Genomic DNA, 26,928 nt, shown 5'->3' on the forward strand with positions numbered 1-26,928 from the left:
CAGAATGCGCCGCTCAACAAGATCAAAAGGTCAGTTCGTGAACACAATCGACAACAAAAGCGTGCAGACGAAAACATTTCGCTGGAAACGCTGGCAGCGCTGGGCCGTCGGCACAGGCTGCGCCCTGGCCGCCTACAGCGCGGCCGGCTTCTGGCTGGTGCCCTACGTCATCAAAAACCAGTTACCCAAATTTGCTGAAAAGGAATTGTCGCGCCAGGCCAGCATAGGCGAGGTGCGCTTCAACCCGTATACCTTGCGCCTGGAAGCGCACCAGATCGCTTTCAAGGAAGCGGCCAGCGCAGATGGCAAGAGCGATGCGCCGCTGCTGTCCATCGGTGCGCTGGCCGTGCAACTGGAATGGAAATCCATCGTGCGCCGCGCCTGGAGCCTGGCAGAAATCCGCATCACGGCGCCACAGACGCATTTGACCATCACGCCAGACGGCAAGTTCAACCTGGCCGAAGTGCTGGCCACCTGGCAACGCAAGCATCCGGAAAAGAGCGACGGCGGCATGCCGCGCCTCGTCATTGCCCACTTTGCGCTGGAGCAAGGCAAAGTGGACTGGCAAGATCAAAAGGCCGGCTATGCGGACAACTTCACGCCGATCAACTTCACGCTCGACAATATCTCCACCCTGCCCGACGCCAACGGCAGCTACAGCCTCAGCGCGGACGCGGCGCGCGGCGGCAAGCTGCACTGGCGCGGCACGGCCTCACTCAGCCCCATCCGTGGCGAAGGCGAACTGATACTGAACGACGCTTCCCTGCCCGGCCTGGCCGCGTATTTGAAAGCGTATACCCGCGCCACGGTGACCAGCGGCAAGCTGTCGGCGCGCCTGCCCTACGCCTTTTCCTATGCCGACGGCACGCTGGAAGCGACTGTCACAGGCGCGGGCCTGGCCTTGCGCGACCTGGCGCTGGGGCAAGATGGCAAGGGTGTACCGTTTACGTCGCTGAGCACCTTGGGCGTCGCCGGCGTGAACGTGGACCTGGCGCGCCAGAGCGTCACGGTGGATAAAGTCAATCTGTACGGCGGCAAGGTGGCCGTGCGGCGCGACAGCAAGGGCGAGATCGACGTGGCGAACCTGATGCTACCGGGCAATCCTGCACCTTCAGCATCGGCCGCCGCCGCGCCGGCCGCACCAGCCAAGCCTGGCAAGTGGAAAGTGGACTTGCATCAGCTGGCCTTGGCCAATGTGGACGTGTCGGCCATCGATGAAACCGTCTCGCCCGCTTTGCAGCTGAGCGCCAGACAGCTGCAACTGAATCTGCAACTGGCCTTGCAGCAGGCCCAGGCGGGAACCAGCATCATTCTCGATGGCGCCAGTTTCAGCCTGGCCGATCTGACCATGCAGCGGGGCGCGCAAACCCCGTTCAAGCTGGCCCAATTGGGCTTTACAGACGGCAAGATCGACCTGGCGGCCCATACCGTGCACCTGGGCGCCGTGACGGCCAGCGGCGCGCAGATCGACCTGGCGCGCAACCGCCAGGGCGAATTTGCGATTGCGCAAAAGCTGCCCGTGTTTGCCTCCGGCAAAACCGACTCTGCCAAGAATGCGCCGTCCGCGCCGTGGTCCACCAAGGTAGACAAGGTGGAACTGAGCAAGTTCGGCGCCCGTTTCGACGATGAGGGCACTGGCATCAAGGGCACGTTGCAGGATGCACGCCTGTCCCTGCACAACGTCAGCAACGACATGCACCAGGCGCTGCCATTCGAGCTGGGCGTGGGCTTGCGCGAAGGCGGCTTGCTCACGGCCAATGGCAAGTTCGTGCCGGGCACGGGCGCCGTCGATGCACAGCTGAATCTGAAGCAGCTGACCCTGGCCCCCGTGCAACCTTTGCTGGCGCAGCATATCAAACTGAAGCTGGCGGGCGGCACCCTTTCCGGCAGCGGCCGCCTGACGACGGGCGGCGGCGCGCCGCAAGCGCCAAAAGTACGTTATGTGGGCGGCGTGGATATTGCCGGCCTGGTGCTCAATGAAACGGATGGCAAGCGCTTCGCCTCGTGGAAAAGCGTGCGCGCCGACAAGCTGACGGCCAGCGTGGGCCCCGATTTGGTCGACATCCCGGAGCTGCGCGTGGTCGAAGCAAACGCCCAGCTGATCATCGAAAACGACCGCAGCCTGAATGCCCAGCGCTTGCTGGTGAAGGCGCCAGAGCCGGCTACTGCGCGCGCTGCGCCCCCCGTTGCCGCCGCTACGCCAGCAGCGGACGCCGCCTTCCCCGTGCGCGTGCGCCGCGTGCGCCTGCAAAACGCCAAGCTGGATTTTGCCGACCTCAGCTTGCGGCCCCAGTTCGCCGCCAAGATTTATGAACTCAATGGCGTCGTCACGGGCCTGTCGACCAGGCGCGATGCGCGCAGCCAGATCGAACTCGACGGCCGCATCGACGAATTCGGCCTGGCCCGCGTGCGTGGCCAGCTGAACCCGTTCGCCCCGACCGACAACACGGACTTGAACGTGGTCTTCAAGAACGTCGACATGGTCTCCGCCTCGCCGTACACGATGAAGTTCGCCGGCTACAAAGTGGCCGAAGGCAAGATTTCGCTGGACTTGCAGTACAAGGTGCGCAACCGCCAGCTCGATGGCACCAACCAGATCGTGCTCGACAAGCTGACTCTGGGCGAGCGCATCGACAGCCCGGACGCCTTGAAACTGCCTTTGGAACTGGCGCTGGCCATCCTCAAGGATAGCGACGGGCGCATCGACCTCGGTTTGCCCGTCTCCGGCGACATGAACGACCCGCAATTCAGCTATGGCGCCCTGATCTGGAAAGCCGTGGGCAATGTGCTGACGAAAATCGTCACGGCGCCGTTCCGCGCGCTGGGCAACTTGCTGGGCATCAGCGCCGACAAGCTCGAATCCATCGACTTCGATGCGGGCAGCGCCGTGCTACTGCCGCCCGAGCGGGAAAAGCTCAAGCAAGTGGCGCAAATCCTCGCCAAACGCGAACAGCTGACGCTGGCCGTGCCGGGCCAGTACAGCGACACGGACGGGGCCGCCCTGCGCGCCCAGGCCGTGCGCCGCGCCGTCGCCGCCAAGGCTGGCATCAAGCTCGAAGCGGGAGAAGAACCGGGCCCCTTGAACCTGGGCGAACGCAAGATACGGGGCGCCCTGCGCGAGCTGTACGGCGAACGCTTCGGCAAGGCCGAGCTGGACAAGCAGAAGAAGGCGGCGGAGTCGGCCGTACCTGCCACAGCGGCGGCAGCGGCCGCCTCTGCTGCCGCCTCCGCTCCGGCGGCAACAAAAATCCCCGTCTTGCAACGCCTGGGCAAGCTGATCGAGGGAGAGCCGCAAGTGGCCGATACGGCTGCCTTCTACAACGGCTTGCGCGAACAGCTGGAAGCCAAACAGCCCCTGCCTGCCGACGCCTTGAGCAAGCTGGGCAGCCAGCGCAGCGCAGCGATTCTGGCCGCCCTGCAGCAGGACGGCACGCCGGCGGCCAGGGTCAGCGCGGGCGCGCCGGAAAAAACCGAGGCCGCGCCAGGCAAGCTGGTGGGCTTGAAGCTGGGATTGGCGGCCCAATAAGCCAAAAGCAAAGTGCCCGGATCAGCCCCTCAGGGTCCGATCCCGGCACTTCCCGGCGCCCTCACCTGCCTACTTTTTCTTTTCCACAGCCTCATCCGGCAAAGCAAACGCCACCAGGCTATCGCCCATCTTCGTACCCAGCGAACCGTGGCCACCGGCCATCACCACCACATATTGCTTGCCCGTCTTGTCTGACACGTAACTCATCGGCGTAGCCTGGCCACCGGCCGGCAGGCGGGCTTTCCACACGGTTTTGCCGTTGCGCACGTCGTAGCCACGGATGGTGTAGTCGAGCGTGCTGCTGAGGAAGGCCACGCCGCCGCCCGTGGTGCTGATGCCGCCCAGGCTGGGCACGCCCAGCGGCAAGGAGATGGGCACGGGCGCGCTGTCCCGCGTAGTGCCGTTCTTGTGCATCCATACTTTTTTCATGGTGCGCAGATCGACGGCGGCGATATAGCCCCACGGCGGTGCCTGGCATGGGAAGCCCAGTGGCGACAGGAAGGGCTTGATTTCCACGGCGAACGGCACGCCCGTCTGCGGCTGCAAGCCCATTTCCGAACCCGTGCCACCCTTCGCGTTGGCTTGCGCGCGCGGCACCAGGCGTTCCAGGAAGCCCATATAGTCTGGATTGACCAGCAACAATTGACGCACGGGATCGACGGCCGCCCCGCCCCACTCGAAGATGCCCAGGGGTCCCGGCGAGATGATGGCGCCCTTGATCTTGCCTTCAGCCACCGTTTGCGGCGTGAACGGCCCTTCATAGCGGTGCTGGCGGAAGATGATGCGGCACGCCAGCTGGTCGAACGGCGTGGTGCCCCACATATCCGTTTCGCTGATGTGTTTCTCGGGCAGGAAAGTGAGGGCCGAGAACGGCTGCGTGGGTGACAAACGGTCGCCCGGAGCGGGCTTGTTCGTCGGCACCGGTTTTTCCGGCGCCGGCACCACCAGGTTGCCATCGCGCCGGTCGATCACATAGATGTCGCCCCGCTTGGTTGTGGCGACCACGGACGGAACTCTGCCTTTCGGCGTGTCGATGTCGACCAGAGTGGGCTGGCCGCCGATATCCATGTCCCAGATATCGTGGTGTACGGTCTGGTAGACCCAGCGCACCTTGCCGGTGGCAAGATCGAGCGCGACGATGGCGCTATTGTATTTCTCGCCATGGGGATTGCGGTTGCCGCCCCAGGTATCAGGCGTTTCGTTGCCCATCGGGATGTACACCATGCCCAGCTTTTTATCCACGCTGGACACGCCCCAGGAATTGGGCGAATTGTTGGTATAGGTCTTGCCATCGGCAATCGGTGCCGTGTCGTCCGGGTTCGAGGCATCCCAGTTCCACATCAGCTTGCCGGTGACGGGATCGTAGCCACGGATCACGCCCGACGGCTCTTCGGTGGAAAAGTTATCGGTCACGCTGGCGGCCATCACCACCACGTTTTGCGCCACGGCCGGCGGCGACGTGGGCATCAAGAAGCCCCGCTTCTTCATGCCCATGCCGTGGTACAAGCCGATCACGCCGTTTTCGCCAAAACTCTTGCACGCTTCACCCGTATCGGCATTCACGGCGATCAGGGTCGCATCCATGGTGGGGGCGAAGATGCGGCGCGGGCATTCCATGCTGGCAGCTTCTGGCGCCGGGTCGCCCTTGGCGCGGCCCGCGTTGACGTCCCAGTAGGCCACGCCACGGCAAATCATGTGCTGGTAGCTGGACGCGTCGCGGTTGATCTTCGGATCGTGGCGCCACAACTCCTTGCCCGTGTCCGGATCCAGCGCGATGACGATGTTATGCGGCGTGCACAGGTACAGCATGCCGTTCACTTTCAGGGGCGTGACTTCGTTGGCGATCTCGCCCGGGTCGTTCGGCCCCTTGAAGTCACCCGTGTGGTAGACCCACGCCTGTTTCAGCTGCGCAGCGTTGGCCGGCGTGATCTGCGCGGCCGGCGCGTAGCGGTCGCCATAGCCGGAGCGGCCATACGCGGCCCAGTCGTTGGGCGCCACGCCGGGCGCGAAATCGCCTTGCGGCGCGGCCGCCATGTTTTCGGCCGGCACTTCGCCGTGCAAGGTGTAGTAATCCTGGAACAGCGAGAACACCCCCACGGCGGCCGTCAGCACCACGGCGGCGGCCAGGGCGCTCTTGCCGGCGTCGCGCGGTTTCGCCCCGGCCGTCAGTGGCGGAGCGAGGCGGCGATCGACGAACGGCAGCAGCAGCCAGACGGCGGCGGCGAACCAGATATCGAGGCGCGGCAGCAATTGCCACCAGTCGAACTTCACTTCGATCACGGACCAGATCAGGGTGGCGAACAGCAGCAGTGCGAGGAAAGGCTGGGCGCTGCGCCGCCCCTTCCACACGAGCGCGCCCGCGATGAGCATGCCGATGCCGGCCACGACGTAATACCAGGAGCCGCCCAGGCTGACAAGCCAGGCGCCGCCCCCAAGGAGCGCCAGGCCCAGCAAGATGAAGATGACTGCGGTGATGACAAGCAAGGGTCCAGGTCGGGCAGAGGCAGTCATGATGCTCCTTTACAAGAGTCAGTCGGCGGCACGCGCCTGCGCACCGTATGTGATGGCGATCAAGGATATTGCATTTTTTCACTAATTGGCAAAGCGTGCCACACGCCAGCATGCCCGCTGCATGCCGTATGGCTTTGGCATGCCGTATGGCTTTGTATACACGACCTGCCAGCCCAGTACGCCACAACCATATAGTTTTTTATAAAAACATTAAATAAAATAAATAAGTAATAAATTTCTCGAATAAAACAAATTATTATCGTAAAATGAAAAAAGCATCCAAGCCCAGCATTTCAGATCCGCCATCACGCCGAATCACTTGCATAGACCGCAGTGGAGCACTGTCATGAACGCCTTCCTCGCCATTCATCCCTTCCTTCGCTGCGAAGACCTCTCGCTGATGCGCCCGGCGCTGGCGCTGACAGGTCTGCTGTTGCTGCTGGCCGCTCTGCTGTGGCGCCGCACCCGCTGGCGCCAGACTGGCCGCGCGGCGCCGGCCGATTTGCATGCGCTGCTGCAAATGCGCAAGACGGCACCAGCGGCCAAGGTGGCTGACAGCGCGCCGCCTGCGCCCAAGGCAGCGCACTTGCCGCCATTCGAAGCGGCCCGCCTGGATGCCATGTTCGGCTATGACCGGCGCCTGCAGGGCGAGATTCTGGCCCTGTTCGTGGCCGAGACGCGCGATCGCCTGGCCGGCATCGCTCATGCGCTGCGCTGCGAACGGGCCGCGCCGGCACGCGTGCTGGCGCAGGAAATTTTCGACGGCAGTCACGCCATGGGCCTGCTCCCCTTGCAGGCGCTGGCGCGCCAGGCCGTGCATGCGGGCTTTTCCAACGATATCGGCGCGCTGCGCCGCCTGCACGCAGAACTGCTGATGGCGCTCGATGCCCTGTCGCGGGCCGTCACGGCCCTGCAAACGTCCGGCGCCGCGCAGGCCGATGACTGCAGCGGCATCGGCAGCCGGCCATGAGCGCGCACATCGACCTGGCGCGCCTGCTCGACGGCGCCATCCTGCCTTCACCCGCCGGTAGAGGCCACTGGCTGGCGGCCCGGTGCCAGCAGCAGGTGCCGCTCGATGAGCTGGCAGAACAACTCGGCTGCGATCCGGCCCTGACTGGCAAGGTCATCGGTCTGGCGAATGCCGGCGTACCAGCGGGCGAGCGCAGGCATGCGGCGCTCAACGCCGCGATGTTGGCGGCCATCGGCTTGCCCGCCCTGCGCCAGGCGTTCTCCACTGCCGCGATACCAGCGGCCACGTGCGCGCACTTCGACGCGCAGCGCTACTGGTCGCACTCGCTGGCCATGGCGTGCGCCGCCCGCGTGGCAGGCGATGCGCTGCAGCTGGCGCCGGCCGATGAGCTGTACAGTTGCGGCTTGCTGGCCAACTGCGGCCAACTGGCCCTGGCCACCTTGCATCCGCAGGAATATGCACAGCTGCTGGGCCAGCACGGCCATGCCGCCAGGGTACGGCTGCTGCGGGCCGAGTCGCGGCGCTTCGGCCACCACCAGCTGGCGCTGTCGGCCATGCTCATGCGGGGCTGGGGCATGCCGGACATCCTGTGCGACGCCGTACTCTGCCATGCCACGCCGCCCGGTTTAAGGCGCGCCGGACGCATGACGGATCTGGCCTGGCTGCTGAACCTGGCCAGCAGCTTCGCCGACCTGATACTGCGCAATGGCGCGGGGCCGCGCGGGCCGGCCCTGGCCGCCGCGCGGCTACTCGGTCTGGGTGGGGAACATATGGAAACCCTGCTACGCCACAGCAACGCCGAGTGGAGCGAATGGCGCGAGATACTCGAACCGCCTGCCCATGCCGCCACCTGCCGCACGCGTACGCGGGTCCGTCCCGCCGCTGCCCAGGTTTTTAGTGAATTCATCTAATTCGTTGAAATTGATTTTTTAAGCGCGATTGCGTATCATTCCCATCAACTTCATCCGCGACCATACAGCCCATCATGCACACTGCAGACGTTTGCACTACCCAAAAGGCCGCCGAAATCCTCGGCATCTCGGTCACATCGGTGCAGCAACTGGTCGAGGCCGGCGTGATCGAAGCCTGGAAGACCAAGGGCGGCCACCGGCGCATCCCCCTCGCGGCCGTCGAGGCTTACAAGGGCAATCCAGGCCAGCCGGGCCAGGACCAGCGCGCGGCACGCGCCAGCCGCGCCGCCCCATCGGGCCGCCCGCCCTCCATCCTGGTCATCGAAGACAATCCGATCGAACGCGCGCTGTATGAAAAGCAGATCGGTTCATGGGGCTTGCAGGCAAGCTTGCGCTTTTGCGAAAACGGCTACCAGGCGCTGATGGAAATTGCCCGCGGCCAGCCCGACATCCTGCTGGCCGACATCATCATGGAAGGCATCGACGGCTACGAGGTGATCCGCACCATCCTGGCCGACCCGCTGCTGGCGGACATGCACATCGCCATGCTGTCGAGCCTGACGCCGGAGGAACTGGAAGAGCGCGGCGGCGTGCCGCCCGGCGTGGTGTTCTTTGCCAAACCCGTCAATTACGACGAACTGCGCGGCTATCTGCGCGCCTGCTGCGCCGGCCATGCGCGGCGCAACAGCCTGGCCGCGTAGCCCAACACCGCTTTTCCCTCCCTTCGGAGCCGCCATGCCAGCCTATCGCCACATCGATCCTGCCGTGCTGTTCCAGGCCACCGGCCACGACCTGGAGATGTTCCGCGCCCTGTCACAGACCTACCTCGATACGTCGCCGGCCATGTTTGCGCGCATCGAACAGGCCGTGCGCGGCGGCGCGCCGCAAGCCGTCGTGCAGAGCTGCCATACCTTGCGCGGCACCGTGGCCCTGCTGGGCGCCAGCGCCCTGGTGGCGCGCCTGGCCGAACTGGAACAGCTGGTGCGCCACCAGGGCGTGGCGGCAACCGACTGGCTGGCGGAAACGACAGTGCTGGTCGGCGCAGTGGAGCAGGAGGTACGCCGCAGCATGCTTGACTACACGGGCGCGCAGGCATGAGCGCACGCCAGGCCATCCTGCGCCTGGTGCACCGCTATCGCCCGCGCACCACGGTGGCCGTCGTGGGCCTGGTGCTGGTAGGCCTGCTGGCGCTGTGCATCGTCGTCTCCGGCGTGCTGCTGCACCGCGACGCCGTCGACGACTGGAAACAGGACCTGTCCAAGCTGTCGCTGCTGCTGGCGGAAAACACGACGCAAAGCATGACGGCGGCCAGCCTGGTGCTCGACAGCGTCAGCAACGACATTGATGCCGCTGCCCCTGCGGACGCGGCCGCGCTGGCAGCCGCCATCGGCACCCCGGCCATGCAGCAGAGGCTGCGGCAGCAAATCGGCGGCGTGCCGCAAGTGGACGTGGTATCCATCGTCGGCAGCGATGCGGCCGTGTTGGCCTTCAGCCGCGCCTTTCCCGCGCCGCCCATCCGCCTCGACGAGCGCGACTACTTCGAGTATCACCGGCGCCACCCCAACGGCGGCATGCATGTCAGCGCGCCCGTGCAAAACAAGGGCAATGGCGCCTGGATCTTCTACATCAGCCGGCGCATCAGCGGGCCGGACGGCCGCTTCCTGGGCGTGGTGCTGGTCGGCCTGTCGTGCGACTTCTTCAGCAAATTCTTCCACAGCGCCAGCATCGGCGAACACACGGCCTTTTCCCTGTACCGCAGCGACTACACGCTGCTGGCCCGCTGGCCTGCCTTGCCCGCCATGATGGGCAAGCGCATCCTGACGGGCAGCACCTACCGCCTGCTGGAACAGGGCAAGACCGATGGCGTGCTGCAACTGGACTCGCCGCGCGCGGCCGACCGCCTGGCCGGTATACGCCTGGTGCGCGACTATCCGCTGGCCATCAACGTGAGCGTGACGGACGAGGTCTACCTGGCGGGCTGGCGGTCCATGCTGCGCACCATGGGCGGCACGGCCGTGGTCAGCCTGCTCCTGCTGGCCGGGGCCATCGCGCTGATCATGGCCCTGCTGCGGCGCCAGGAGCGCGACGCGGCCCTGGCGCTGGTGTTGCAGGCGCGCGCGGAAGCGGCGAATGCGACCATGGCCGGCATGGCGGCCCAGGCGCCGGAACCAGAGAAAATGCCGCCATCCGCCTGCGCGCCTGCCCCGGCATCGGCGCCGGGCGCACGCATCCTGCTGGTCGAGGATACGGCGCTGAACCGGCAGCTGGTGTGCCTGCAGCTGGGCGGGCGCGGCGACAGCATCGACACGGCGGAGAACGGCGCGCAGGGCCTGCAAGCCCTGGCCGAACAGCGATACGACCTGGTCCTGATGGACTGCATGATGCCCGTCATGGACGGCTACCAGGCGTGCCAGGCCCTGCGCGCCCGCGAAGCGGCCAGCGGCGCGCCGCGCCTGCCCGTCATCGCCCTCACGGCCGGCGTCACCGACGACGACCGCCAGCGCTGCGCGGCGGCCGGCATGGACGACTATCTGTCCAAGCCGTTTACGGCCGCCCAGCTGCGCGCGATGGTCGAGCACTGGCTGGCGCGCTAGCAGGCACTACGCCACCGGCCGGCACTCACTACAACAACCTCCATAAAAGCAATGAGGTTCACTGTCGCTGGGCGGCAAATTGACCACACTATCACCTGCATAGTTGTGCGCAAAAGTTGTTCTCCATCCCTATCGGGTATAGCATCGCCATATGAGCTATCACACAGATGCGGCGGCGGTGCGCAGACAATGGATCGAATGGCTGTTCTTGCTCCTCGGGCTGCTGATCGTCGCTGCCGCCCTCGCCTATGCGCACCTGGCCGAAGCCACGCGGCATGACCAGGCCGAACGCGAGCGCCTGAGCGTGCTGACGGCGCTGCTGGCAAAAAATATCGAAGTCGACCTGGAGGCGACCAACCTGGTGCTCGGCGGCGTGATCCGCGACTATCTGGCCGCCGGCGCCACGCCCGATGCAGGGCAAGCCCTGCCCCGGCGCCTGGCCGCACTGGTCGACGCCATGCCGGGCGTGCGCACCATGCTGGTCATCGATGCGCAAGGCAAGCCGGTCGCCACCAATATCCCGGAACTGGCCGACCAGGATTTGTCGCGCCGCGGCTACTTCCAGACGGCGCGCGACGCCCCCGATGCGCGCATGCTGTACATCTCGGCGCCCTTCCGCTCCTTCAAAGGCGACCTGGTCATCACGGCGTCGCGCATGGTGCAGGACCGGCAAGGCCGCTTTGCCGGCGTGGTGGTGGCCACCTTCGCCCCCGAATACTTCACGGCCAAGTTCCGCACCGCCATGTACGCCGCCGACGTCTGGGCTGTGGTGCTGCATGCCGACGGCCAGCAGTTTCTGAACTATCCGGCCAGCACTGCCAATGGCGGCAATATGGACATCCCCGGCAGCTTCCTGCGGCGCTTTCGCGACAGCGGCTATCAGGCGGGCGTACTGAGCGGCGTCGAGATTCCCGGCGTCTCCGCCGCGCCCCGCGTCATGGCCATGGCGACAATTGCCCCCCCGGCGCTGCACATGGACCGCGCCCTCTTCATCGGCCTGAGCCGCGAAGAAGCGGCCATCGCCGCCCCGCTGCGGCGCCAGGCGCTGGGCTACATTTTCTCCTTTGCGATGCTGGCGCTGGCCGGGGCCAGCCTGCTGTTCTGGAGCCAGCGGCGGCGGCTGCAGCAGGCCGCCTGGCATGCGGAACAGGAAAGGGAGCGCCAGGCCATGCAAGCCGTTTCCGATAGCGAAACGCGCTTTCGCACCTTGATCGAAGATGCGCCGGTGGCCATCGCCATCCTGCGCCACGGCCGCTTCATTTACTCGAATCCCCGCTACCGCAGGCTGCACGGCTACACGCTGAAAGACAATCTGAACGGCCTGCCCTGGTCCGCCATGATTTCCGCGCCATCGCTGGCGGCGCTGGCCGTCAACGAAGCGCTGATCGAGGCGGACTCGCCCAGCGAACAGGTGTTCGAGGCGGTCGGCCTGGGCAAGCAGGGCCTGCCTGTGCCCATGTTCAAGACCACCACGCGCGTGCTGCTCAAGGATGGACCGGCCACCCTGATCTTTGCCCAGGATATTTCCGCGCAGAAGCAGGCCGAAGAGGCCATGCTGCTGGCGCGCGACGCGGCCGAAGCGGCCAACCGCAGCAAGGCGGAATTCCTCGCCAACATGAGCCATGAAATCCGCTCGCCGCTGAACGCCATCCTGGGCATGGCCTGGCTGCTGGAAAGGGACGGCTTCGATGGCGAAGCGCTGCCGATGGCGCGCAAGATCCGCGCTGCCGGCCAGTCCCTGCTGGGCATCATCAACGACGTGCTCGACGTGTCGAAAATCGAGGCAGGCCACATGACCATCGAACAGGCGCCGTTCCGCTTGGCCGAGGTGATCGAGAAGATTGCCGCCAGCATGGGCGTGGCCGCGCATGACAAGCCGATTGAGGTACGGATCGGGCCGCTGCCCGATGGCGTCGACCAGGTGATGGGTGACGCGCTGCGGCTGGAGCAAGTGCTGGTCAACCTGACCAGCAATGCCGTCAAATTCACCACCCAGGGCACGGTCGAGCTGACGAGCGCACTGGAGAGCCGCGACGGCGATGCCGCGGTGCTGCGCTTTTGCGTGCGCGACACGGGCATCGGTATCGCTCCCGAGGTGCAGGAGGCGATCTTTTCCGCCTTCGCCCAGGCCGATACCTCCACCACGCGCCGTTTCGGCGGCACGGGCCTGGGCCTGACCATCTGCCGCCAGCTGGTGCGCCTGATGGGCGGCTCGCTGCGCCTGACAAGCGGCCTGGGCCAGGGCAGCGCATTCAGTTTCACCCTGCCGCTGCAACTGATGCCCGCCAAAGCCCCGTCCTCGCCCGACATGCAGGGCTTGCATGTCTTGCTGGCCGATGGCAAGGCAGACACGCGCGGCGCCGTGACCGCCATGGCGCAAAGCCTGGGCTGGAGCGTGCATGCCGTATCCGGCGGCCAGGCGGCACTCGATTATGCGCTGGCCTGCGCCGACGGCGCGCGGCCCGGCGTCATCCTGCTGGCCGCGCGCATGCCGGACATGGATGGCGAAACCACGGCGCGCGCGCTGCGCGAGTACTTGCCGCCGCAGGCCTGCCCCGTCGTCATCCTGACAGCCAGCGGCGCGCCAGCGACAGCGCCGGCGCGGCGCAGCACCGACCCGGCAGATGCCGCCGATGCCATCCTCAACGAACCGGTGACCGCTTCCAGCCTGTATAACGCGACGATGGAGGCACGCCAGCAGCGCGCCAGGGCCGCCGGTCCGGATGCCAACCTTGTTGCGCCAGAAGAGCGCCAGCTGGCCGGCGTGCGCGTGCTGGTGGTCGACGACAGCGAAATCAACCGCGACGTGGTAAGGCATATCCTGTGCGACCAGGGCGCCCTGCCCTCGTTTGCCTGCGATGGCCAGCAAGCGCTGGACTGGCTGCTGGCCCACCCCGCCGACGCCGACATCGTGCTGATGGATGTGCAGATGCCCGTCATGGATGGCTTGCAGGCGACCCGCGCGCTGCGCCAGTTGCCGCAGTTCCAGGACTTGCCCGTGGTGGCGCTGACGGCCGGCGCCTTCGAAACCCAGCGCGCGGCAGCAATGGCAGCGGGCGTGAACTATTTCGTCAGCAAACCGTTCGACGTGCCGCAGACCATCGCCCTGATCGCGCGCGCGCACCGGCGCCATGCGCAAGGGCTGCCAGCCCTGCCGCCGGCCGTGGCCGAAGAGGCGACGCTCTCTGGGGCGAGCGGCGCGGCGCCCGCGATCGACCTGGCGCAAGGAATGGCGCAATGGCTCGATGAAGCGCCCTACCGCCAGCACCTGTCGCGCTTTGGCCTCACCTACAGCGATACGGTGGGCACCATGCGCGCACTGCTGGCGGCCGATGCGCGCAGCGACGCCGCCGCGCTGGCGCACAAGCTGGCGGGCGTGGCCGGCAGCCTGGCCCTGCCAGCCACCCTGCATGCGGCCCAGCAAGCCGAACAGCTGCTGCACGCGGGCGACGATGCCGCCGCCGCCCTCGATGCACTGGAACAGGCGCTGGCGCAAGCCATCGAGGCCGTTGCCGCATTCACGGCACAGACACCCGTGCCAATAACAAACTTGTCAACATGAAAATTCGGGAAGCGCCATGGTCTGCTACAGTAGTTTGCTGCTGAGAATCAGCAAAATACTGTTCTGCCTTCCTTCCTGAAACCGGCCTACCCTTCGCGGCCATCCACCCTGGCGCGCCACAGGTAAGGCGCATACACGCACGCATACAGGCCAAAGGCCAGCGACCAGCAGGCGCCCGCTGCCAGCAGCAGCGGCATGGACAGCGAGGCAGGGCCGACGGCGGCCAGCAGACGCGCCAGCGCGCCCAGCTGGATCAGCCAGTACATCGCCGCTTCCGCCCTGCCACCCTTCAAAGGACGGCCCGTGTGGCCCAGGGTGGTGCGCGTCATCATGCCGATGATCAAGCCCGCCATCGAGCCCACCGTCAGCGCGTGAAACGCGGCGCTGGCCGATACCAGCCCCAGGCTGGCGGCCGCCAGCAGTGCGAAGCCGACGCCTATCCACGCATACGACAGGTGCAAAATCCACAGCAAGGGCACGCGCAGCGTGAGATGCGGCTGCCAGGCCAGCAGATTGGCCAGCGAGACGCCGGCAGCGCAGAAGGCCAGCGGCGCCGTCAGCCAGGCTGGCGCGCCGGCCAGCCACGCGATGGCTGCCGCCGCCATGCAGGCCACGGCGATCAAGGCACGCCGCGGGCTGGCCACCGGCGTGCTGCCAGGGGCGCCATTGCGGGTAAACATGGGGATCACGCGCGCGCCGATCACCGATTCGATCAGCACGATGATGAAGATGGCCGCCTGCACGGGCACAAACAGCGACAGCGGCAACCAGCCCAGCACGGCCGCGTGGAACAGGCCATTGGCCAGCGCCAGCAAGGCCAGCAGCCCGACGAGGAACAGGTTGCGCGTATTGCCCGAGCGTCGCAGCACCAGGTACAGGGGCCAGGCGGCCAGCGGCAGGAACAGCCAGTCGACCAGCGCCGCCACGAAGCCGGGGCCGCACAGCATGGCCACGCGCCCCGCCAGCCACAGCGCCACCAGCGCCATCAACCGGGCGCCGTGCGGTGTGGGCAAGCCCGTCCAGTTGCGCCCCGCCGTGTACAAGAAGCCCACGACGACGGCCAGCGCGAAGCCGAATACCATTTCATGCATATGCCAGCCCAGCCCCACCTGCAGGCCGCCCGGCAGCACGCCAAAATAGCTGGCCAGCCACAGGGGAATGCTGACGGCCGCAAACACGGCCGCCAGCAGGTAAAACGGGCGAAAACCCAGTTGCCAGACGGCGTGGCCGGCATGCCAAGGCGCCGCGCCGATGGCGGCGGGAGTAGAAGATGGTTCGCTGATCGGGGTGATGGCCATGATGGGCTCGCTTTTAAAGATATATTCCATATACTACTTTAAAAGCGCAAGGACGGCCATCGGCAAAAAGGACTAGCAATAATAGCCATGGGGTCTGACCCGGCGGGTCAGCCCGCCACTACCCGGCTACTTGCCCTGGCGGTGTTCGACCGCGTACACGGCCGCCTGCACGCGGCTGGTGAGCTTGAGTTTTTTCAGCACGTTCTGCACGTGGATCTTGACTGTGCTTTCGGCCAGGTCGAGGGTGCGGGCAATGCCCTTGTTGCTCTCGCCGCGCGACAGGCAATCGATGATTTCCTTTTCGCGCGGCGTGAGCTTGTCGAGTTCCGACACGGGTTCCTCGCGCCGCGTGCCTGCCTGCAGCTGCGCCACCAGCTTGCCCGTCATGGCTTCGGCGATGACGACCTCCCCGGCGGCGGCGCGGCGGATGGCGCGCACCAGGTAATCGGCATCGATATTCTTGATCAGGTAGCCGCAGGCGCCCGCGCGCAAGGCCGTCGCCAGGTCTTCCGCGTCTTCCGACACAGTCAGCATGACGATGGCCGTGTCGGGACAGTCTTGCTGCATCAGCTGCAGCGCTTCGACGCCGGACATGCCGGCCATGTTCAGGTCCAGCAGCACCACGTCGGGCTGCAGCTGGATGGCGCGCTTGATGCCTTCCACGCCATCGGCCGCCTCGCCCACGACGGAAAAGTCCGTATGCCGCTGCAGCAGCGAGCGTATGCCGCTGCGGAACAGCGCGTGGTCGTCCACCAGCATGACGGTGATCGGTTTATCGGGAGTCTCCATTTTTTGTACTTTCAGATAGTTGCTTAGGCGGCGCGGCGCTGCTCGCGCGACAGATGCAGTTCGACGGTGGTGCCGCCGCCAGGACAGGCATGCACGTCGAAGGTGGCCTCGATGCGTTGTGCGCGCTCGCGCATGATATGGATGCCGACATGGCTGTCGCCCTTTTCCAGCACGGCGCACGTATCGAAGCCGATGCCATTGTCGCTGATCGTCAAGCTGAAATCCTGGTGATCGGCCAGGCGCACCTCGACGTGGCTGGCCTGGGCGTGCTTGCGGATGTTCGATAGCGCTTCCTGCACGATGAATAATAACTGCAATTGCTGCTCGCGGGGGAATGGCGCGCCGTCGACGTCGGCCAGCAGCTCGGCCTCGATGCCCGTCTGGCGGCGGAATTTGTCCACCGCCGCACGCAGGGAGCCGATCAGGTCATCCTCCATCAAACGGCTGCGGAAGTTGGCCAGCAGCTCGCGCACGTCCTCGTAGCTTTCCTTCACGCCCGCATGCAGGGCCGGCACGATGCCCGCCACCTCGTCGAAACGGGCATTGCGCACGGAGTCGTCGAGCATCTGCACTTGCAGGTTGAGGAAATTGAGGCTTTGCGCGATGCTGTCGTGCAGGCCCTGCGCCACCAGGTTGCGCTCTTCGGAAATGGCCATTTCGCGCTCGCGCGCGGCCAGGCGCAGGTTTTCCAGCGCGATGCCCAGCAGTTGGCCCAGGGTTTCCAGCAAGGCCAGTTCGCGCGTGGAAAACACGCGCGCATGGCGGAAATGCAGATTGAAGAAGCCCAGGTGCTGTTCATGCGCGTGGAGTTGGAAGACGGAGACCGTGGCAAAGCCCTCGCGGTGGCAGCGCAGCTCGTGCGCCTTGTCGATACGGCGCATGTCATGCACCTTCGCCACCTTCATCTCGACGGCCGTGCCGCACAGGCAGTCGCCCACCTTCAGGCAATGCTCGGACGCCACCAGTTCTTCGGACAGGCCGTGGTGCACCACCATGTGCAGGTTGCCGCGCTCGGCGTCGAGCACGCGCACGGTGGAACCGTCGGCCTCGAAATAATCGACGATGCGCTGCATGAAGCCGCCGCAAATGTCTTCCAGGGGCTGCGGGCGCTGCAGGAAGGCGGCGCTTTCGTACAGCAGCGCCAGTTCGCGGTTGCGGTATTCTAGGGTGGCCGTCTTGCTGCGCACGCCCTCTTCCAGGTTGCCGTACAGCGCCTGCAGGCGGTCGGCCATCTGGTTGAAACCGCTGGCCAGCTGGCCGAATTCGTCATTGCTTTCGACCGCCAGGCGCACGCTGAAATCGCGCTCTTTCATGCGCTGCATGCCCAGGCGCAGGCGCGTGACGGGTTCGATGATGAGCATGAACATCAGGTAAATCATGCTGACCGTGCCGATGACGGCCATGCCGACGAGGATCAGCTGCGAGGCGCGCAGCCAGAAGGTGCGCTGTTCGCTATCGTGCTCGATCAGGCGCACCAATTGATCGACCTGGCCGACGAAGGTATCGGCGTCATGCCCGAACTGGCGCGCGCGCGCGGTGGAATCGGCGGCCAGGGCGGCCGGACGCAAGGCGCCGCGCCAGGCGGTGCCGATGCGCTCGAATTCGGACTTGATGGCGGTGCTGGGGGGCAGGAACAAGGGGCGCTGCGGGTCGCCGTGGCCGATCTTGGCCAGGGTCTCGTCGATCAGCAGCACCTGCTGGCGCGCCTGCTCGCGGGCGTCGCTGGCAAGCAGCAGGGTCAGGCGGTAAGTCTGCATGCGCAATCGGCCCGTCTCATTGATAGCGGCCGAACTGCCTTCGAGCTGCCACGACAGGAACAGGGTGCAGCCGATGGCGCTCAAAGCCAGCACCAGCATGAGCAGCAGCGCGCCGACGATCTTGGTCGACAGTTTCTGCCAGGAGGAAAACATCGCCTTGAATTTCATAGGTCCTTTTGCTTTAAGAAGCCAGCCCTTGGCGCCACGACACTTGGCAAAACCGTAGCGAGCGGCAGTGATTTGTGGCCGAGAAGCGCAACCGTACTACAGTACGGTGAGCATCGCCGGCCGCAAAGCGCGCCGCGCAGTAGGTTTGGCCAGGTGTCCGTCCTAGCCGCCCGTCTGCGCCATGAAGCGCACGATCTTGTCCGGCTGCGTATTGAAATCATGCTGCTGCGGCTTGAGTTCGATGGCGGCGCGGATCGCCGATTCGATCTCCGCATCCGTGGCCCCGCCGCGCAGCATGGGGCCAAAGGCGAATTTTTCTTCCTGGCCCAGGCACAGGTACAGGGTACCATCGACGGACAAGCGCACCCGGTTGCAACTGGCGCAGAAATGCTGCGACATGGGCGTGATGAAGCCGATGCTCGAGCGTCCATCGGCTGTCGCCATGTAGCGCGCCGGCCCGCCACCCAGCTCCATCGCCTGCGGCACCAGGCCAAAGCGGGCTGCCAGGCGCTCGCGCACGGGGCCCAGCGGCATGTAGCAGGCATTGCGGCCCGTGCTGCCCATGGGCATGGCTTCGATCAGGCGCAAGATGAACTGCTGCTCGATGCAGAACGCCGCCATGGCCTCGATCTGGCCGTCATTGACGCCGCGCATGGCCACCATATTGATCTTGATCGGGTCGAAACCGGCCGCCTTGCCCGCCATCAGGCCATCTAAAATCGGTTGCAGGCTGTCGCGCCCCGTGATCTGCTGCATGCAGGCGCGGTCCAAAGAGTCCAGGCTGACGTTGATGCGGTCCACGCCCGCCGCGCGCAGCGCCACGGCATGCTTGCCCAGTTGGGTAGCGTTGGTCGACAGCGACAAGTCCTGCAAACCGGGCAGCGCGGACAGCTTCTGCGCCAGTGCCGGCAGGTTGCGCCGCAACAGGGGCTCGCCGCCCGTCAGGCGCACGCGGCGCGTGCCGAGGCGAACAAAAATACCCAGCAGGCGCTCGATCTCGTCGAACGTCAGCCAGTCCTTCGGCTCCTCGAAGCCGCGAAAGCCCTTGGGCATGCAATAACTGCAGCGCAAATCGCAGCGGTCTGTGACGGACAGACGCACATAATCGATCGAACGGCCAAAACGGTCCTGCAACTTGACGCTAGCCATGACACTACTCCTGATTCTTCCGTGATTGTAAAGGCTGGGGCACGATCTGGCTGTGCCCCAGAAGGCCTAGCGGCCTACGCCTTTCGGCCTACGCATTTCTACTTACTGAACCAGCGGACTGGCTGTGCCTTCCAGTTCGATACCGGCGATGTCGGCGCGCCCCACCAGCAAGTGCAGATACTGGTGCACGGCCCGCTGCCACGCGGCGCGCGACAGGCGGTCGGCGATCTGCGCCTGCACCGCTTCGTAGGCAATGGCCTGGCCTTCGACGCGGCGCAGCACCTGCACGATGTGATAGCCGAAGCGCGTTTCCAGCAAATGACCGGCCAGCACGCCCTCTTCCAGTCGGAACAGCAGCGCGTCAAATTCCGGCACGCTCTGGCCCGGCGACAGCTGGCCCAAATTTCCCCCAAGGGCGCCCGACGGGCAGTTCGAATACTGCGCCGCCAGTTCGCCGAAGCGTTCTGGCGCCAGTTTGAGGGCGTCGAGCACGGCTTGCGCCGTCGTGCGCAGCAGCTCCAGGGGCGCTTCCGGCGTCACCTGGAACAGGATGTGGCGCGCCTCGACCAGCGCGCCGCTGCAAAACAACTGCGGGCGCTGCGCATAAAAGGTGCGGCAAGCCGCATCGTCGGCGGGCGGCACGCGCACTTCCTGCGCAAACAACGCTTCGATGCGGTCGTCCATACTGTCGCCCTGCACGCCGAGGCGTTCGGCCTCGTCTTGCAGCAGCCGGCGCAGTATCAGTTCATGCACGGCCTGCTTCAGCGGATTGCCAGCACTGTCGTGATGCGGCAGTTCCTGCGCGATGTCGGCATCGTCGATATCGATGCCATTGACGGAAATTCCCATGACTGACTCCTTTCTTAACGGCGGCGCACCAGTTGATAGGCACGGCCCAGATAAGCGACTGCGCCAAAGCCGCTCCATACGTGCACCAGTCGGGTGAACGGGAAGATGACGAACAGCGACATGCCCATGAACAGGTGCAGCTTGAACACCAGCGGCGCATCGACGATGAAGCTGGCGGCGTCGCCGCGCAAGGTCACGATGTGCTGCGCCCAGTGCATCAGCAAGACCATCATGTGGCCATCCATGTGCGAAGCCGAGACGAAGATAGAGGACAGGCCCAGCAGCAATGTCAGCAAAATCCACACCATCACCAGCTTGTCGCCGGCCGTGGTGACGGCGCGCAGCCGGTCATTGGAAAAGCGGCGCACCAGCAGGATCAGCAGGCCGGCCAGGCACAGGCCGCCCATGATGCCGCCGGCCGCCATGGCCACGCCCTGTTTCAGGCTATGCGACACGCCCAGGGTATCCCACACCCAGATGGGGGTCAGCAAGCCGGCCGCATGGCCGAACAGCAGGCCGATGATGCCGATGTGGAACAGGATATTGCCCAGGCGCAGGCTGCCGCGGTGCAGCAGCTGGCTGGAATCGGACTTCCACGTATATTGTTCGCGGTCGAAACGGATCAGGCTACCCAGGAAAAAGATGGCCAGCGCGATGTATGGATAAATGCCATACACAAATTGATGCAAGTAATTACTCATGATGTACTCTCCTCATGCGGGCGCAGGCTGCCATTCAGGCGGCGCGCCGCGGCTGCGGGTGAAAATGCACGGGATGGACGCCGCCCGCGACCTGGCCCAGACCTTGGCGCAGCAACGGCTCGACGCCGTCCGCACCGGGACCGAAGGTTTCCAGCGCTTCATCCATGTCGCGCACCGGCGGTTCGGCCAGCATTTCTGCCGCCACGGGGCTCAGGCGTTCGAGCAAGGTGAAGACGGGCGCATACGGGCTGCCGTTGACCGTCAGCTTGCGGCCGATGTGCGCCAGCACGTGGACGGCGTCGCCCAGCAGCGGTGTCGATGCCGCCTCGTCGAGCTGCGCCAGGAATTCCAGGAACAGCGGCACGAAGTCGGGCAAGTCGTCGCCCACCATTTGCAGGCCATGGCGCTTGTATTCCTCCATCAGGTCGACCATGGCCTGGCCCCGGTCGCGCGATTCGCCGTGGATATGCTCGAACAGGTGCAGCGAGTGCGACGGATTGCGGTCGAACGTGGCCACGTACTGCTGCTGCAGGTCGATCAGGCTGCTGCTTTCCAGGTGCGCCAGCAAGGGCAGCAACAGCGCGTGCTGTTCCGGCACCGCCGCCAGCGCGGCATCGAGCTGCGGCAGGTGGGCGATCAGCTCCGGCTCCGGATACAGCAGCAGGCGCGAGAGGATTTGGTAGTGATGCATAGCGTGTTCCATATCAGCTCCTTAGGCGCCAGGCGCCGTTTTGCGCGACTTCGGCATCTGCATGAAGATGGCCGAACCGTGTTTTTTCTTGCCGAACAAGGTCGGCTCGCTGCTGCCGTCCGAGCAGCCATTGCCGAAGCTGAAGCCGCACGAACCCTTCTCGTTGAAGCTGTCCTCGGCCATTTCCTTGTGGCTGCTGGGAATGACGAAACGGTCTTCGTAATTGGCGATGGCCATGATGTGGTACATATCCTCCACCTGCGCCTTGCTCAAGCCCACTTGCTTGAGCACCGTGAGGTTTTCCACCTTCTCGACGGTCTTGCTGCGCATGTAGGCACGCATGGCCAGCATGCGGTCCAGCGCCGTGACGATGGGCGGCTGGTCGCCGGCCGTCAGCAAATTGGCCAGGTACTGCACCGGAATGCGCAGGCTTTGCGTGTCCGGCAGCATGCCGTTGACGCCCAGCTTGCCCGATTCGGCCGCCGCCTGGATCGGCGACAGCGGTGGCACGTACCACACCATCGGCAAGGTGCGGTATTCGGGATGCAGCGGGAACGCCACTTTCCACTCGACGGCCATCTTGTAGACGGGCGACTTGACAGCAGCTTCCAGCCAAAGGTCGGGGATGCCCTGGCGGCGCGCCTCGGCGATGATGGCCGGGTCGTGCGGATCGAGGAACAGATCAAGCTGCGCCTGGTACAGGTCCTGCTCTTGCGGCACGGAGGCGGCGGCCTCGATCTTGTCGGCGTCGTACAGCAGCACGCCCAGGTAGCGGATACGGCCCACGCACGTTTCCGAGCACACGGTAGGCTGGCCCGCTTCGATGCGGGGGAAGCAGAAGGTGCACTTCTCCGCCTTGCCGGACGACCAATTGTAGTAAATCTTCTTGTACGGGCAACCGGAGATGCACATGCGCCAGCCGCGGCACTTGTCCTGGTCGATCAGCACGATGCCGTCGTCTTCGCGCTTGTACACGGAGCCGGACGGGCAAGACGCCACGCACGTCGGATTGAGGCAATGCTCGCACAGGCGCGGCAAGTACATCATGAAGGTGTTTTCGAAGGTGCCGTACATCTCCTTTTGCATGTTGTCGAACAGCTTATCCTTGCTGCGCTGGGCAAATTCGCCGCCCAGGTCATCTTCCCAGTTCGGACCCCACTCGATTTTCTCCATCTTTTTCCCCGTCAGCACGGAGATCGGACGGGCCGTCGGCGGCGTCTGCGACAGCGGCGCGCTTTGCAAATGCTCGTAGTCGTAGGTGAACGGTTCGTAGTACTCGTCGATGGCGGGCAGGTTCGGGTTGGCGAAGATATTGGCCAGGATTTTCAGACGGCTGCCCTGGCGCGGCTCGATCTTGCCCGCGTCCGTGCGGCGCCAGCCGCCATTCCACTTGTCCTGGTTTTCCCACTGCTTCGGATAGCCGATGCCTGGTTTGGTTTCCACGTTGTTGAACCATGCGTACTCGACGCCATCGCGGCTGGTCCACACGTTCTTGCAGGTGACGGAACAGGTGTGGCAGCCGATGCACTTGTCCAGGTTCAGCACCATGCCGATTTGCGCTCTGATTTTCATACTATGCTCCTTCTTCCTGCAACGGGCCTTCGAGCCAGTCAACCTTGTTCATCTTGCGCACCAATACGAATTCATCGCGGTTGGAGCCCACCGTGCCGTAGTAATTGAAACCGTACGCCAGCTGGGCGTAGCCGCCGATCATGTGCGTCGGCTTGGGCACGGCGCGCGTCACCGAGTTATGGATGCCGCCCCGCTTGCCCGTCATCTCCGCGCCAGGCACGTTGATGATCTTTTCCTGGGCGTGGTACATCATCGTCATGCCGGCCGGGATGCGCTGGCTGACGATGGCGCGCGCCGTCAGGCTGCCGTTCACGTTGAAGACCTCGATCCAGTCGTTGTCGACGATGCCGGCCGTCTTCGCGTCGGTTTCCGACAGCCACACGTGCGGTCCGCCACGCGACAGGGTCAGCATGCGCAGGTTGTCCGAGTACGTGGAGTGGATGCCCCACTTCTGGTGCGGCGTCAAAAAGTTCAGCGCCAGTTCCTTGTTGCCGTTCGGCTTGGTGCCCAGCAGCGCTTCCGTCGTCTTCGTGTTGATCGCCGGCTTGTACACGCACAGCCCTTCGCCAAAATCGCGCATCCACAGGTGATCCTGGTAAAACTGCTGGCGGCCCGTCAGGGTGCGCCATGGGATCAGTTCATGCACGTTGGTATAGCCGGCCGTGTAGCTGACTTCTTCGCTTTCCAGGCCCGACCAGGTGGGCGAGGAAATGATCTTGCGCGGCTGCGCCTGTACGTCGCGGAAGCGGATGCTGTCATGCTCGCGCGGCAGAGCCAGATGCGTATGCTCGCGCCCCGTGATGGCGGACAGCGCGGCCCAGGCTTTGACGGCCACGTGGCCATTCGTTTCCGGCGCCAGCGACAAAATCATCTCGGCCGCGTCGATGGCCGTATCGAGGCGCGGCTGGCCTTTGGAGACGCCATCTTCGAGCACCGTGCGGTTGATGCCGCGCAGTACCTCGACTTCATGCTCCGTTTTCCAGGAAATACCCTTGCCGCCGTTGCCGATGCTTTCCAGCAGCGGGCCGATCGAGGTGAATTTCTTGTAGACGTCGCGGTAATTGCGCTCGACCACCGTCATGTTCGGCATGGTCTTGCCGGGAATGGCGTCGCATTCGCCTGCGCGCCAATCCTTGGGATCGAAAGGCTGGCCCAACTCACCAGGCGTATCGTGCATCAGCGGCGTGAGGATGATGTCTTGCTGGGTGCCCAGCAATTCGCCGCCGATTTCCGAGAATTTCTCGGCGATGCCCTTGTAGATTTCCCAGTCCGACTTCGATTGCCACAAGGGCTGCACGGCTTCCGACAAGGGGTGGATGAAGGGATGCATGTCCGACGTATTCAAGTCATCTTTTTCGTACCAGGTGGCTGTCGGCAGCACCACGTCGCCATACAGGCAGGTGGTCGACATGCGGAAGTCCAGCACCACCAGCAGATCGAGCTTGCCTTCGGCGGCGGGACGCACTTTCACCTGTTTCGGCGTGATGCAGTCGTCTTCATCGCTGAGCAAGCCATTCTGCGTGCCCAGCAAATATTTGAGGAAGTATTCGTGGCCCTTGCCCGAGCTGCCCAGGATATTCGAGCGCCAGACAAACATATTGCGCGGGAAGTTGGCCGGGTTGTCCGGGTCGTCGCAGGAGAACTGCAGCTGGCCCGCCTTGATCTGGGCTAGCGCATACGCGGCCGGTGCCTGCCCTGCCGCCTTGGCGGCCTTGGTCACTTCCAGCGGATTGGTTTGCAGCTGCGGCGCCGATGGCAACCACCCCATGCGCTCGGCCTTGGCGTTATAGTCGAGCAGGGTCAGGTCGCCCGTGCCGCCGGCCGCCGATGGCGAGGCGATGTCGCCCGTTTCCAGCTTTTCGTGGCGCCATTGGCTCGTGTGGGCATAGAAGAACGAGGTGCCGTTCATCTGGCGCATCGGGCGTACCCAGTCCTGGGCGAAAGCCAAAGGCGTCCAGCCCGTTTGCGGACGCAGTTTTTCCTGGCCCACGTAATGGGCCCAGCCGCCGCCGGACTGGCCGATACAGCCGCACATCATCAGCATATTGATGATGCCGCGGTAGGTCATGTCCATGTGGTACCAGTGATTCAGGCCGGCGCCCACGATGACCATGCTCTTGCCGCGCGTCTGGTCGGCGTTTTGCGCAAACTGGCGCGCCACGGTGATGACGTCGGCGCGTTTCACGCCCGTGTGCTTCTCTTGCCAGGCCGGGGTGTAGGGTACGTCGTCGTCATAGCTCTCGGCCACGTTTTCGCCGCCCAGGCCACGGTCGATGCCGTAGTTGGCCAGGGTCAGGTCGAACACGGTGGTGACGAGAGCCGTCGTGCCGTCGGCCAGGCGGATGGTTTTCACCGGTACCTTGCGCAGCAGCATGTCAGCCGCATCCTTGCCGCCGAAGTAGGCGAAACCCACTTCCGTGACGGCGTCGCTGTCGTTGATCATGGAGAGCATCGGCACGATGGGCGCGCCGCTGCGGCCGGCCTTCTGTTCCAGATTCCACTTGCCCGACTCACCCCAGCGGAAACCGATGGAGCCTGCCGGCGCGGTAATGGCACCCGTGGCTTCGTCGATGACCAGGGTTTTCCATTCCGGGTTATTCGTTTCGTCGAGATTGTTGTCCAGGTGCGAAGCGCGCAGGAAGTAATCGGGCACCAGGGTGCCGTTATGCTCCTTGAGCAAGACCAGCATGGGGAAATCCGTGTACTGGCGCGCATAGTCGCGGAAGTAGGCGCTCTGCCCTTCCGAGTGGAATTCCTTGAGGATGACGTGGCCCATGGCCAGCGCCAGCGCGGCATCCGTGCCCTGCTTCGGCGCCAGCCAGATGTCGCCGAACTTCACCATTTCGCCGTAATCGGGCGAGATGGCCACGGTTTTCGTGCCCTTGTAGCGCACTTCCGTGTAGAAGTGGGCATCCGGCGTGCGCGTCATCGGCACGTTCGAGCCCCATACCATCAGATAGGTCGAGTTGTACCAGTCGGCCGATTCCGGCACGTCCGTCTGTTCGCCCCACACTTGCGGGCTGGCCGGCGGCAAGTCGCAGTACCAGTCATAAAAACTCAGGGCCACGCCGCCGATCAGCGACAGATAGCGCGTGCCGGAGGCATAGCTGACCATGGACATGGCGGGAATCGGCGAGAAGCCGACGATGCGATCCGGGCCGTATTTCTTGATCGTCAGCGCGTTCGCGGCGGCGATGATTTCATTCGATTCTTCCCAGGTGGCGCGCACGAAGCCGCCCAGGCCGCGGATGGATTTGTATTGCTGCGAGCGCACGGGGTCCTGGCTGATCCAGTCCCAGGCGGTGACGGGGTCCATGGTCTTGCGCGCTTCGCGCCACATTTCCATCAGGCGGCCGCGCACCATCGGGTATTTCACGCGCTGCGCCGAATACACGTACCAGGAATAGCTGGCGCCGCGCGGGCAGCCGCGCGGTTCGTGGTTGGGCAGGTCGGGCCGCGTGCGCGGATAATCGGTTTGCTGGGTTTCCCAGGTGATCAGGCCATTCTTGACATACACCTTCCAGCTGCACGAGCCGGTACAGTTCACGCCATGCGTGGAACGCACGATCTTGTCGTGCTGCCAGCGCTGGCGGTAGGCGTTTTCCCAGGTACGGTCTTCATCGACCACGGTGCCATGGCCGTTTGAAAACGGTTCGGCGGGCTTGCTAAAAAATTTCAGGCGGTCCAGAAAGTGACTCATGCTACCTCCACATTGCGCCGCAGGCAGCGGCGCCAGGTCTTAAAAAACGCTGCAAGCAGGATGGCTCAAGCGTCGATACAAACAGTCTATCGATGCGCCCTGCCCGGCGGTATTGGCAAGAAGTCGGTTTCCCGCACCAGGAATGCATAGGCGCGTAGTCACCCGGATAGTCACTATTGC

17 protein-coding genes are annotated in these 26,928 nt (G+C 64.7%); 7 read left to right on the top strand and 10 right to left on the bottom strand.

The features are described from left to right. Window positions 1-37: 37 nt before the first annotated feature. A complete protein-coding gene (locus ACQ4WS_RS00495) occupies window positions 38-3,526 on the top strand; it encodes a DUF748 domain-containing protein (protein WP_436472687.1) in 3,489 nt (1,162 codons plus the stop codon). Between the two features lie 69 nt (window positions 3,527-3,595). On the opposite strand, the gene ACQ4WS_RS00500 is transcribed toward ACQ4WS_RS00495, so the two are convergent. Then, a complete protein-coding gene (locus ACQ4WS_RS00500) occupies window positions 3,596-6,037 on the bottom strand; it encodes a membrane-bound PQQ-dependent dehydrogenase, glucose/quinate/shikimate family (protein ID WP_436472689.1) in 2,442 nt (813 codons plus the stop codon). A 346-nt stretch (window positions 6,038-6,383) separates the two neighbouring features. Here ACQ4WS_RS00500 and ACQ4WS_RS00505 point away from each other — a divergent pair, with 346 nt between their 5' ends. From ACQ4WS_RS00505 to ACQ4WS_RS00530, 6 genes are all read left to right on the top strand, one after another. Further along, on the top strand, window positions 6,384-7,007 hold the full coding sequence (locus ACQ4WS_RS00505; RefSeq protein WP_436472691.1) for a hypothetical protein: 624 nt from the start codon (window positions 6,384-6,386) through the stop codon (window positions 7,005-7,007). Then, the gene (locus ACQ4WS_RS00510; RefSeq protein WP_436472692.1) at window positions 7,004-7,918 is read left to right on the top strand and encodes an HDOD domain-containing protein; all 915 of its coding nucleotides are present in this window, start codon (window positions 7,004-7,006) and stop codon (window positions 7,916-7,918) included. Before ACQ4WS_RS00505 ends, ACQ4WS_RS00510 begins: the two co-directional genes overlap by 4 nt. Window positions 7,919-7,992: 74 nt before the next feature. Further along, window positions 7,993-8,619 carry a response regulator gene (locus ACQ4WS_RS00515; RefSeq protein ID WP_436472694.1) on the top strand — a complete coding sequence of 209 codons (627 nt, stop codon included), beginning with the start codon at window positions 7,993-7,995 and terminating at the stop codon, window positions 8,617-8,619. 34 nt (window positions 8,620-8,653) lie between these two features. Beyond that, entirely contained in the window at window positions 8,654-9,016 is a 363-nt protein-coding gene (locus tag ACQ4WS_RS00520; protein ID WP_436472696.1) for an Hpt domain-containing protein, read from the top strand. Then, window positions 9,013-10,512: a response regulator gene (locus tag ACQ4WS_RS00525; RefSeq protein ID WP_436472698.1), complete on the top strand. Its 1,500-nt coding sequence runs from the start codon at window positions 9,013-9,015 to the stop codon at window positions 10,510-10,512. The genes ACQ4WS_RS00520 and ACQ4WS_RS00525 overlap by 4 nt, the downstream gene beginning before the upstream one ends. Before the next feature lie 151 nt (window positions 10,513-10,663). Then, window positions 10,664-14,074 carry a response regulator gene (locus ACQ4WS_RS00530; protein WP_436472700.1) on the top strand — a complete coding sequence of 1,137 codons (3,411 nt, stop codon included), beginning with the start codon at window positions 10,664-10,666 and terminating at the stop codon, window positions 14,072-14,074. Between the two features lie 86 nt (window positions 14,075-14,160). Here the strand turns inward: ACQ4WS_RS00530 and ACQ4WS_RS00535 are convergent, their stop codons facing one another. The 9 genes from ACQ4WS_RS00535 to ACQ4WS_RS00575 form a co-directional block, all read right to left on the bottom strand. Continuing rightward, window positions 14,161-15,372 carry an NnrS family protein gene (locus ACQ4WS_RS00535; RefSeq protein ID WP_436472702.1) on the bottom strand — a complete coding sequence of 404 codons (1,212 nt, stop codon included), beginning with the start codon at window positions 15,370-15,372 and terminating at the stop codon, window positions 14,161-14,163. Between the two features lie 126 nt (window positions 15,373-15,498). Further along, window positions 15,499-16,161, bottom strand: a complete 663-nt coding sequence (locus ACQ4WS_RS00540) for a response regulator (RefSeq protein WP_436472704.1) — start codon at window positions 16,159-16,161, stop codon at window positions 15,499-15,501. A gap of 23 nt (window positions 16,162-16,184) precedes the next feature. Continuing rightward, a complete protein-coding gene (locus tag ACQ4WS_RS00545) occupies window positions 16,185-18,086 on the bottom strand; it encodes a type IV pili methyl-accepting chemotaxis transducer N-terminal domain-containing protein (protein WP_436472705.1) in 1,902 nt (633 codons plus the stop codon). A gap of 162 nt (window positions 18,087-18,248) precedes the next feature. After that, the gene (moaA, locus tag ACQ4WS_RS00550) at window positions 18,249-19,235 is read right to left on the bottom strand and encodes a GTP 3',8-cyclase MoaA (RefSeq protein WP_436472707.1); all 987 of its coding nucleotides are present in this window, start codon (window positions 19,233-19,235) and stop codon (window positions 18,249-18,251) included. 102 nt (window positions 19,236-19,337) lie between these two features. Continuing rightward, window positions 19,338-20,084, bottom strand: coding sequence for a peptidylprolyl isomerase (locus ACQ4WS_RS00555; RefSeq protein ID WP_436472708.1), 747 nt, complete (start codon window positions 20,082-20,084; stop codon window positions 19,338-19,340). Window positions 20,085-20,098: 14 nt separating this feature from the next. Then, window positions 20,099-20,785, bottom strand: a complete 687-nt coding sequence (narI, locus tag ACQ4WS_RS00560) for a respiratory nitrate reductase subunit gamma (protein ID WP_436472710.1) — start codon at window positions 20,783-20,785, stop codon at window positions 20,099-20,101. A gap of 34 nt (window positions 20,786-20,819) precedes the next feature. After that, complete coding sequence (narJ, locus tag ACQ4WS_RS00565) at window positions 20,820-21,476, bottom strand: nitrate reductase molybdenum cofactor assembly chaperone (RefSeq protein ID WP_436472712.1); 657 nt, start codon at window positions 21,474-21,476, stop codon at window positions 20,820-20,822. A 21-nt stretch (window positions 21,477-21,497) separates the two neighbouring features. Further along, window positions 21,498-23,048: a nitrate reductase subunit beta gene (gene narH / locus ACQ4WS_RS00570; protein ID WP_230538232.1), complete on the bottom strand. Its 1,551-nt coding sequence runs from the start codon at window positions 23,046-23,048 to the stop codon at window positions 21,498-21,500. A gap of 1 nt (window position 23,049) precedes the next feature. Beyond that, window positions 23,050-26,748 (bottom strand): nitrate reductase subunit alpha, encoded by a 3,699-nt coding sequence (locus ACQ4WS_RS00575; RefSeq protein ID WP_436472714.1) that lies wholly within the window; start codon window positions 26,746-26,748, stop codon window positions 23,050-23,052. Window positions 26,749-26,928 lie beyond the last annotated feature (180 nt).

The sequence above is a fragment of the Janthinobacterium leeuwenhoeki genome, assembly GCF_051380795.1.
Taxonomy (GTDB): domain Bacteria; phylum Pseudomonadota; class Gammaproteobacteria; order Burkholderiales; family Burkholderiaceae_D; genus Janthinobacterium.